Source organism: Candidatus Neomarinimicrobiota bacterium (genome assembly GCA_021157965.1).
In the GTDB taxonomy this organism is placed as follows: Bacteria; Fidelibacterota; Fidelibacteria; order Fidelibacterales; family Fidelibacteraceae; genus Fidelibacter.
Map to the genome: position 1 here is coordinate 1 of JAGGVO010000035.1, position 9838 is coordinate 9838.

General features: G+C 50.5%; 10 protein-coding genes and 1 other RNA gene. 1 reads left to right on the top strand and 10 read right to left on the bottom strand.

Annotated features, from left to right (window positions below):
- Window positions 1-459 precede the first annotated feature (459 nt).
- Window positions 460-814, bottom strand: a transfer-messenger RNA (tmRNA) gene (ssrA, locus tag J7K63_04240).
- Between the two features lie 170 nt (window positions 815-984).
- On the opposite strand from ssrA, the gene J7K63_04245 reads away from it, so the two are divergent.
- Complete coding sequence (locus J7K63_04245) at window positions 985-1710, top strand: RNA methyltransferase (protein MCD6234232.1); 726 nt, start codon at window positions 985-987, stop codon at window positions 1708-1710.
- Window positions 1711-2032: 322 nt separating this feature from the next.
- On the opposite strand, the gene J7K63_04250 is transcribed toward J7K63_04245, so the two are convergent.
- From J7K63_04250 to efp, 9 genes are all read right to left on the bottom strand, one after another.
- Window positions 2033-2641: a site-2 protease family protein gene (locus tag J7K63_04250; protein MCD6234233.1), complete on the bottom strand. Its 609-nt coding sequence runs from the start codon at window positions 2639-2641 to the stop codon at window positions 2033-2035.
- Window positions 2642-2667: 26 nt separating this feature from the next.
- Window positions 2668-3582 carry a site-specific tyrosine recombinase XerD gene (gene xerD / locus J7K63_04255; GenBank protein ID MCD6234234.1) on the bottom strand — a complete coding sequence of 305 codons (915 nt, stop codon included), beginning with the start codon at window positions 3580-3582 and terminating at the stop codon, window positions 2668-2670.
- A gap of 7 nt (window positions 3583-3589) precedes the next feature.
- A complete protein-coding gene (locus J7K63_04260; GenBank protein MCD6234235.1) occupies window positions 3590-4114 on the bottom strand; it encodes an SIS domain-containing protein in 525 nt (174 codons plus the stop codon).
- A 67-nt stretch (window positions 4115-4181) separates the two neighbouring features.
- The gene (locus J7K63_04265) at window positions 4182-4925 is read right to left on the bottom strand and encodes a geranylgeranylglyceryl/heptaprenylglyceryl phosphate synthase (protein MCD6234236.1); all 744 of its coding nucleotides are present in this window, start codon (window positions 4923-4925) and stop codon (window positions 4182-4184) included.
- Window positions 4922-6259, bottom strand: a complete 1338-nt coding sequence (gene gcvPA / locus J7K63_04270; protein MCD6234237.1) for an aminomethyl-transferring glycine dehydrogenase subunit GcvPA — start codon at window positions 6257-6259, stop codon at window positions 4922-4924. Before gcvPA ends, J7K63_04265 begins: the two co-directional genes overlap by 4 nt.
- A gap of 50 nt (window positions 6260-6309) precedes the next feature.
- A complete protein-coding gene (gcvH, locus tag J7K63_04275; GenBank protein ID MCD6234238.1) occupies window positions 6310-6684 on the bottom strand; it encodes a glycine cleavage system protein GcvH in 375 nt (124 codons plus the stop codon).
- A gap of 9 nt (window positions 6685-6693) precedes the next feature.
- A complete protein-coding gene (gene accC, locus J7K63_04280) occupies window positions 6694-8052 on the bottom strand; it encodes an acetyl-CoA carboxylase biotin carboxylase subunit (protein MCD6234239.1) in 1359 nt (452 codons plus the stop codon).
- Window positions 8052-8519, bottom strand: a complete 468-nt coding sequence (gene accB, locus J7K63_04285; GenBank protein ID MCD6234240.1) for an acetyl-CoA carboxylase biotin carboxyl carrier protein — start codon at window positions 8517-8519, stop codon at window positions 8052-8054. The genes accC and accB overlap by 1 nt, the downstream gene beginning before the upstream one ends.
- 19 nt (window positions 8520-8538) lie before the next feature.
- A complete protein-coding gene (gene efp / locus J7K63_04290; protein ID MCD6234241.1) occupies window positions 8539-9102 on the bottom strand; it encodes an elongation factor P in 564 nt (187 codons plus the stop codon).
- Window positions 9103-9838 lie beyond the last annotated feature (736 nt).

The window sequence follows — 9838 nt, forward strand, 5'->3', positions numbered from 1 at the left end:
GGGACACTGGATTGCGGATTTTCGTCAGAGGATCAGGCTCAATGGCGTTTTCAATCCGCAATCCCAAACCCGAAATCCGCAATTACTGCTTCCCCCTTTTTGTCTGGGCGATCTGCCTGCGCCGAGGCTTTGGCAGGCAGGTGAACTCGAGAGACTCCCTCGAGAACTCCATAAGATCCTCGTGCCTGAACACAACCATGCTCATGGCAGGAACAGGCAGCTCCCGCCATCCGCACTCATCTGGCCGCGCATCAGCTCGACAACTTCAAGGCAGTTGGAGGCTTGCAGGGTTTTTCCGATACCGGATTTATTATCCCGGCGGGTCTAAAAGAATAAAGATCATCATATATAAACACATTAAATTATCTCAACCTATAATCCGCCCCAAGCTCTAAACTTTTCAACGTCTCAACGTCTCAACGTCTAAACGTCTGAACGTCTGAACGTCTCAACGTCCAAAAGTGGAGGTGCCGGGAATCGAACCCGGGTCCGAAATAGCGACTTACACGATTTCTCCGTGCGCAGTTTTTTGTTTAGTCTTACTGCCGGGAGGACAAAAAACAAACCACCGGCAGCCAGTCCGGAAATGTTTAATCTTCAGCAGCCGGACACAACTGAAGACGAGTCCGCGTTATCGGCGCCCGGTCCGGGCCCGCGAACAAACCCGGGCGGACGGCTACTTAAATTTGTTTAAGCAGCGTAAGCGTAATTGTCTGCAATTACGATTGTTTTCAGGTTGATTTACGAGGAGTCCTGAACACCTCGGCACGCTATCGCATAAACCGGTCTATCCCGTCGAAACCTGTACACCCCCTTTTCAAAAAGCATGGAAGTATAGGGATTTTTCCCATCCCGTTCAATATTTTATACACTTTCGTGACCTTACAGTTCCCCCTTGCAGTTTTTGTCGTTATGAACCCGGACTCTTCTTAAATTCTCCTTATGGAAATACTTTCAAGAGATCATCAAAAACGGATTCGTTCGTTGCAGCAGAAAAAGTATCGGGCTATCCATGGAGCTTATCTGCTGGAAGGTGTCCTGCTGCTGGAGGAAGCCCTGAAAATGAAAGCACCCGTGCAGGAAATCCTCTATCAGTCCTTTCTGACGAGTAAACCGGGATTTCAGACGCTTCTGGAAACAGCCCGTAATCGAAATATCCCCCTGTACAATGTTTCTCCCGGCGTCATCAAAAGCCTCAGTACCGAAGTGAGTCCGCAAGGTGTGATTGCAGTTATTGCCATGCCGTCTCCTCCTGTAGAAATGCCTGAAGGATCTCTCCTCGTCTGTGATGAAATCCAGGATCCGGGAAACCTGGGGACTCTCATTCGCATTGCCCACTGGTTTGGACTGGCCGGGGTGATTACGACGCCCGGGACAGTGGAGGCCGTGAATCCTAAAGTGATTCGTTCCGCCATGGGCTCACATTTTCATCTGCCGGTTTTTGATATGGAGACAGGTGAAATTCTAAAAAAAACCGCAAATTCCCACCGGATTTTTCTCAGTGTTGTTCGGGGAGGAACGCCATTGCCGGCTTTAAAAAAACCGGATAAACCTTTCCTGCTTGTTATTGGAAATGAAGCACGGGGGGTGAGCCCCCAATGGGCTGGTGACAATGTTTTACCTATCACCCTGCCGCCTTTCAGCGACTGCGAATCCCTGAATGCAGCCATGGCAGCAGCGGCCGTTCTTAGTTTACTTAAATATCAATAACGTTCTGAATTTATCCTCCCGCAGAGGGGGACAGTTGTCAGTCGTCAGTCGACAGTCGTCAGTCGACAGTTACCAGTACCCAAGTCCCAACGACCGCTGATCCACACAAACACACCGGGAGCGCTGCGGAGCCGCGATTGAATGCTGAATTTTAAATTCTGAATTGAATGAATAATGATTGAATTGGGTTGAGTGGGCCAATTGACGTGCCAACCACCCCCTCGTCACTTTCTTACGCATCCAAGCAAGCACAGTCGCGAAGCGGCGCTAATTTCCAACTTCCAAAAAAGCACGAAGTGCCGCCAACTTCCAACTTCCAAATTTAAAGATTAATTCCCGCAAATAATCCGCCGAAAAATCGCACAAAAGGTGTAATAATAATCCCGAAAATACTGAAACCGGAAAGCATTCCCAGGAAAATGAGTCCCATCAAAAAGAAGGGACCGTATTGTTCCAGGCGATCCACAATGTGTTCATAACGCCAGGGAAGGAGTCCCCGCAGGATGCGTCCCCCGTCCAGGGGCGGGATGGGAAGCAGATTAAAAATCGCCAGTGCCAGGTTGATATAGAGTCCGTAAAGGAGGACCATTTTCAGGAAATCCCCGGTAAAACTGCCGGATGGCTGGAGTCCCACTATCCGGATCAGCATCCCGAAAAGGAAAGCCAGCACCATATTTGATGCCGGGCCGGCCAGTGCGACCCACAACATGTCCTGTTTTGGATTTTTAAAGTAGCGGGGGTCCACCGGGACAGGTTTTGCCCAGCCGAAGCGTACCAGAAAAAGCATGAGGGTCCCGATGGGATCCAGGTGGGCGAGGGGATTCAGAGTCAGGCGTCCCATCATTTTCGCCGTGGGATCTCCCAGTTTCCAGGCCACAAAGCCATGGGATACCTCATGAATGGTAAGGGCGATTAGAATGGGAATGGCCAGGGCAAGGATATCTAAAATCTGATTATTCAATCGTGTCTCCGTTCTCTGGGGTGAAAGGTTTTATGGACCTCTTTCAGGTATTCCCGGTCCAGGTGGGTATAAATTTGGGTGGTTGAAATGTCTGAATGTCCCAGCATCTCCTGAACGGCCCGCAGATCGGCGCCGCCTTCAAGCAGATGGGTGGCGAAGGAGTGTCTGAAGGTGTGGGGACTCACTTTTTTGGTGATTTTAGCCGCTTTGATATATTGCTGGATGATTTTCCACACGCCCATGCGGCTCAGGGGTTTGCCACGGGCATTGAGAAAAACCACATCTTCACTCTCGACGGATTTCTGCGCCAGGGTGTATCGCACATAAGTCAGGTAGTGTTTCATCCATTCCCGGGCTTCCGCACCCATAGGCACTACCCTTTCTTTTGAACCCTTTCCGAAAATCCTCAACCAGCCATGATTCAGATAAACATTAGACAATCGCAGATTCAGTAGCTCCGAAATCCGCAGTCCGCAGGCGTAAAGCAGTTCCAGCATGGCCCGGTCCCGTTTACCCAGATCTGTCTCTGTGTTGATCACATTGAGGATGGCTTCTATTTCGTGAATTTCCAGAACATTTGGAAGCCGTGTCGGGAGTTTGGGCAAATCGATGTTTTCCGTGACGTCTTTCTGCGCGTACCCTTCATTCATCATAAACCTATGGAACATGCGGATAGAGGAAAGGTTCCGGGAGATACTCCGGGGCGCCAGGGGAACATTATGAAGTTCCCGAATAAACGCAAGGACATGGGAAATCTCCACGGCGTCGGAATGCTGAAGTCCCAGACTGTCCAGATAGGCCAGATAGCGGTTCAGATCGATCTGGTAGGATTCGATGGTGTTGGGGGCTAAATTGCGTTCCACCCTCAAATGATGGATAAAATCGGTCAGGGTTTCTTTCAGACGGTTCATGGCGGGGTCAGGTCTTAAACAGTTTTGTTTCAACCAGCTCGCAAAGCAGGTGTCCCACCGTGATATGGATTTCCTGAATCAGTTGCGTGTTTTCTGAGGGGATTACAAGGGCCAGGTCGACTTCATTCCGGATTACGCCGCCGTCCCGTCCCAGGAGGGCAATAGTTGTGATTTGTTTTTCCCGGGCTTTTTTCACTGCCTGTAGAACATTAGGGGATTTCCCCGAGGTGGACAACGCCATCAATACATCGCCGGCATCTCCCAGGGCTTCCACCTGGCGGCTGAAGAGGGATTCAAATCCTATATCATTGCTCCAGGCGGTGATCAAAGATGTATCGGTTGTCAGAGCCAGAGATGCCAGTCCGGGACGGTTTATGTTCAGCCGTGCCACTAGTTCGGCAGAGAGGTGCTGGGAATCGGCCGCCGAGCCTCCGTTGCCGCACCAGAGAATTTTCTTTCCTTTTTTTAATGCCCGGATCATGATGGCCGAGGCGTCATAGATACGCTGCACCAGATCATCTGAGGCAGCCATCTGATGTTTCAGATCTCCGCCGGCGTTCAGATGGGCCCGGATTATATCGAAGGAGCTGCTCATCATATTATTCTCCATGGACCGCTTTCACAAAGGCTTCCAGCAGGTCTGTGTTGTCCGAATCTTCCAAAACATTCCCGGTGACGATAAAATCGGCACCGGCCAGGACTTTTTCCCGGGCAGTTTCAGGGGTCCGGATTCCGCCGCCGGTAATGACGGGTATTTGGACGTATTTTTTAATAGTGCTGATCATGGCATTGGGGACCGGCCGTTCAGCGCCGCTTCCCGCTTCCAGGTAGAGCATTTTAAAACCCAGCATCTCCCCGGCAAGGGCGTGGGCCAGTGCCAGTTCCGGTTTATGGGCCGGCAGGGGACGGGTTCCGCTGATGAATTCCGCGGTTGTCACCTTTCCCGATTCCACCAGCATATACCCCGTGGGGATGGTTTCCACGCCGGAACGCTTGATTTGAATAGCGGAGGTAACATGTTCGCCGATAAGCAAATTGGGATTCCGGCCGCTGATGACACTGATGTACAAAATGGCATCCACATGAGATGTTATCTGTCCGATAGAACCGGGAAAGAGAATCACGGGAATATCGGACGCTTCACGGAGCGCGATGAGTTTATCCGTAAATCCCTCATCGGTTATCAGGCTGCCGCCATAGAGGATGGCATCGGCACCGGCGCGGCTGATCACCCGTGCAAATTCCGCCGTTTCTTTCAAAGGCCGCGCATCGGGATCAATCAGAACCATGTATCCCGCCTGATATGTTTCCCGGGCTTTGAGTAAATGTTCGTAAACCGTCATAAGCTTCCCAGAAAATTGATCAGTTTATCCATCTGTTCTTTGGTCCGTTTTTCCGTTACCGCCAGAATCAGTTCATGCATCCTGTCAGGATAAAATTGTCCCACATGGACTCCCGCCAGAAAGCCCGCCTGTTCTGCCTGCCGGACCACTTCTGCCGCGGGAATACGGGTGTAAACGGTAAATTCTTTGAAGAACGGTTCGTCCGAAACCTTATCAAAACCCTTCAAAGCGGTGATTTTTTCGTGCAGATAGTGGGCTTTTTGGGTGCTCAGTTCGGCGACCTGCCGCAAACCGCATTTTCCCAACAGAGCCAGATAGACCGTTGCCGCCAGGGCATTGAGTCCCTGATTTGTACAGATATTGCTGGTGGCTTTTTCCCGGCGGATGTGCTGTTCACGGGTCTGGAGCGTCAGGACGAATCCCCGGCGGCCTTGTGTATCTTCCGTGGCACCGATTATCCGTCCCGGCATTTTCCGCACATATTTGCGGTCCGCCGCAAAAAGTCCCAGATACGGTCCGCCAAAGTTCAAATGGTTTCCCAGTGACTGTCCTTCGCCGAAAACAATGTCCGTTCCGTAATCTCCCGGCGCTTTGAGAATAGCCAGTGAAATGGGATCAAAACCCTGGATGAACAGAGTGCCTGCTTTGTGGGCTTTTTCCGCCGCTACCGGGGCGTTTTCCGCATAACCGAAAAAATTCGGACTCTGAAGAATCACGGCCGCCGTATCGGATGTCAGTTTTTCATCCAGCACGATGGGATCGATGACATAATTCCTGGCGGGGAGAATGTCAATATCCAGTCCCAGGGAACCGGCGTAGGTTTTCAAAACCTGCAGGTAGAGAGGATGGACCGTTTCGGCGATCAGAATCCGGTTTTTCCCGGTGATATTCCGGGCCATCATGGCTGCTTCCGCCAGACCGCTGGCTCCGTCATAAAGAGAGGCGTTGGAAACGCCCATGCCTGTCAGTTCGCAGATCATGGACTGGTATTCATACATGGCCTGGAGGGTACCCTGGCTGACTTCCGGCTGATAAGGGGTATAGGCTGTTTTAAATTCCGGACGGGAAAGGATATAATCCACCACCTTTGGGATGAAGTGATCATAGGCTCCCCCGCCCATAAAGTTAATCAGCCGGTCAGATGCCCGGTTCCTTTCGGCGATTTCGGCAATTTCCGCCTCCAGCTCCATTTCCGTAAGGGGCGGCGGCAGATTCAGTATCCGGTCCGATTTTAAAACATCGGGGATGGATTGTAAAAGATCCTCAAAATCCTTGACCCCGATGGTTTCAAGCATCTCCTGAAAATCTTTCTCAGAATTTGGGATATAAACCATGGTTTCTCCTCATAAGAGAATGGTGTTCGCTTGTCCGCTTGAAGGGAGGCTCAGCCGATGAATTCTTCGTAGGCTTCCGCGTCCATCAGGTCTTCCGCTTCGGAAGGATCGGACATTTTAATTTTAACCAGCCAGCTTTCATAGGGCTCTTTGTTCACATTTTCCGGAGAATCATTCAGGTCTTCATTCACGGCAATGACTTCACCGGAGACAGGTGCCAGCATATCGGAGACGGTTTTAACTGCTTCGATGGTACCGAAAGCATCACCCTTGCTGACCTCATCACCGACAGAGGGAAGTTCCAGGTAAACCACATCACCCAGTTCGCTCTGGGCGAAGTCCGTAATTCCGACAACCGCTTCGTCACCTTCCACGCGGACCCATTCGTGATCGTCGGAATACTTTAAGTTTTTGGGGAAATTCATGGTGTGCTCCTATTCTTTATTAGGGTTAAAATGAAAATGTTCTAAGAAATCCGTATCAAAGGTTCCGTTTACAAAATCGGGGTGGTAAAGAACCTGTCTGTGAAAGGGGATAGTGGTTTTAATCCCTTCGATAACCGTTTCTTCCAGGACCCGGACCATGCGGTGGATTGCCGATTCACGGCTGGAACCCTGGACGATGATTTTTGCCAGGAGAGAATCGTAATTCACGGGGATGGTATATCCGCTGTAGAGGTGAGTATCCACCCGGACACCCGATCCTCCAGGGATGTGAAGCGCTTCGATGGTTCCCGGAGAGGGTTTAAACCCATTCGCCGGATCTTCCGCGTTAACGCGGCATTCCAGGGCGTGTCCCCGGATTTTGTAATCTTTCAGCCGTTCCGGCAAAATATACCCGTCGGCGATCTGGATTTGCTTCTTTACCAGATCCATTCCCATCACCATTTCCGTAATGGCGTGTTCCACCTGGATACGGGTATTCATCTCCATGAAGTAAAAATTTTTCTTGTCATCCAGGAGGAATTCAATAGTCCCTGCGCCGGTATAATTGACTGCTTTAGCTGCCCGGACAGCGGTTTCCTGCATCCGGCGGCGCAATTCCGGATCCACGGCCGTGGAGGGAGATTCCTCGATGAGTTTCTGATGCCGGCGCTGGATGGAGCATTCCCGTTCTCCCAGGGCGTATACATTGCCATGCATATCTCCCAGAATCTGGATTTCGATGTGCCGGGGTTTTCGGATAAACCGTTCGATGTACAGGTCCCCATTGCCGAATGAACTTTCCGCTTCATTCCGGGCCGTATTAAAGGCGTTTTGAATATTTTTCGGTTCGTGAACGATGCGCATCCCTTTTCCGCCGCCGCCGGCAACGGCTTTCAGGATGACGGGATATCCCAGTTCACCGGCAATTTTTTCCGCCGTTTCCGGATCCTTAACCACACCATCGCTGCCGGGGATGATAGGCACACCGGCTTTCTTCATGATTTCCCGCGCACGGGACTTATCTCCCATTTCACGGATCACGGCAGGTGTCGGACCGATAAAAGCCAGGTGATGATCGCCGCAGAGTTCGGCAAATGCCGCATTTTCCGCCAGGAAACCGTAGCCCGGATGAATGGCATCGGCATTGGTCAGTTCCGCCGCCGCCATAATCCGGGTCACATTCAGATAACTCTCCCGGGGATTCGCCTCACCGATGCAAATCGCCTCGTCGGAAAACCGCACGTGGAGAGATAATCTATCGGCTTTGGAATAAACTGCCACCGTGGGAATATCCAGTTCGTGACAGGCACGAATAATTCTCAGGGCGATTTCGCCGCGGTTGGCGATTAAAATTTTCTTCAGGGCCATTATTCAATCCGGAATAAAGGTGTTCCATATTCTACGGGTGAGGCATTTTCCGCAAAAATCTCTTTCACCGTCCCCGCCCGTTCCGCCTGAATTTCATTCATGATTTTCATGGCTTCAATAATACAGAGTGTCTGGCCGATTTCCACGGTGTCCCCAATTTCCACGAAAGATTTATCTTCCGGAGACGGTGCCCGGTAAAAGGTCCCCACCATGGGACTCGTCACAACGGCAGGATCTTCCGCCGGTACTTTTTGAGGAGCGGATTTTGAGGTTTCGGGACTCTCTTTCGGCGGGTTTTGAGATGCATGGGCTGTCGAAACAGGTGCTGGAGAATAGACGACAGAGCCGCCTACCGGAGATATGTGTTTACTGATGCGGATCTTTCGGAAAAAACCGGAAAATTCCAGTTCTTCTATATCACTTTCTTCCACCAGACTGACCATCCGGCGAATCCAGCTTTCATTCATGACACCCCCTCATTTTTAATTAATTGTTTTCCCGTCCCAGATAAGAACCGTTCCGGGTATCCACCTTAATCAAATCCCCTTCGTTGATAAAAATCGGGACCTGGACTTCCAGTCCTGTTTCGCAGGTGGCCGGTTTGGTCACGTTGGTGGCCGTATTTCCCCGGACACCCGGTTCTGTGGCCGTGACCTTCAGAACAACAGCCGTTGGGAGTTCAATGCCGATGGGTTTGTTCTGATACATGAGGACCTTCACAAAGGCGTTTTCCTTCATATAGTACACATCATCTCCCAGCATATCGGCCGAAAGAGGGATTTGTTCAAAGGTTTCGTGATCCATCACATAATAGAAGGTCCCGTCGTTATACAGGTACTCCATTTCCCGGGCTTCCACACGGGCCTCTTCCACTTTTTCGCCGGAGCGGAAGGTGTTTTCCAGGACTTGTCCCGTAATGATATTTTTCAGTTTAGTCCGGACCACGGCGCCGCCGCGACCCATTTTGCTGTGTTGAAACTCTACAATTTTACACAGGGCGCCATTGTATACAATGACCATCCCGTTTCTGAAATCTGCTGTTGATGCCACGTTTTGCCTCGTCTCTTTATGTTTAGGAATAAAATTTATGACAGGCTTTTGGGATACACAATGATTTTATGTAAACTTAATCAGTCGGCAGTCGGCAGTGGGCAGTGGACAGTCAGAAAGTCAAAAGTCGAAAGTCGAAAGTCTCCCGCGGAGAGCGCAGAGACGCTGAGATTGTTTTTTATATCGCGGAGGAAGCGGAGGACGCAGAGGGAATGAGGGCACGAGGGTGAGAGGGTGTAGGGGCAAATCTCTGTGTCCGTCCAAGGAATTTTATGTTTTCAATTCGGAGAATTTTTTAAGATACAATAATAACTGTACTATATAAGAATTATAATATAATCTTGCATGATGTTGAAAAACGGTGTATTTTACCCCTGGGGTGGGGGGCGTTGCCTAAGCGAAATTATATATCCTATTTCTCTTATAAACTCCGTCTTAATTCGTTGATTATTAAGAAGTTAGAAGCTGGAAGCTGGCGTCGCTTTGCTCCTGGTGTATCGGTCGAATCCCCTGTGAAATTAACCCACAAAACCACCCTGTTGTCTTTCCCAGTCCCTAATTCCCAGTTCCCAATCCCCTCTGCCCCTCCGCGGACGTCCCCACGTCACTCGTCACGCGTTACGCGTCATTCCCCCAGACAAACCGGCTTTTATTTCACAGGGCAGACAATCGAATCAATCATCCAATCAATTTCTCACTACTGTCGACTATTGACTGTTGACTGACGACTGTCCAC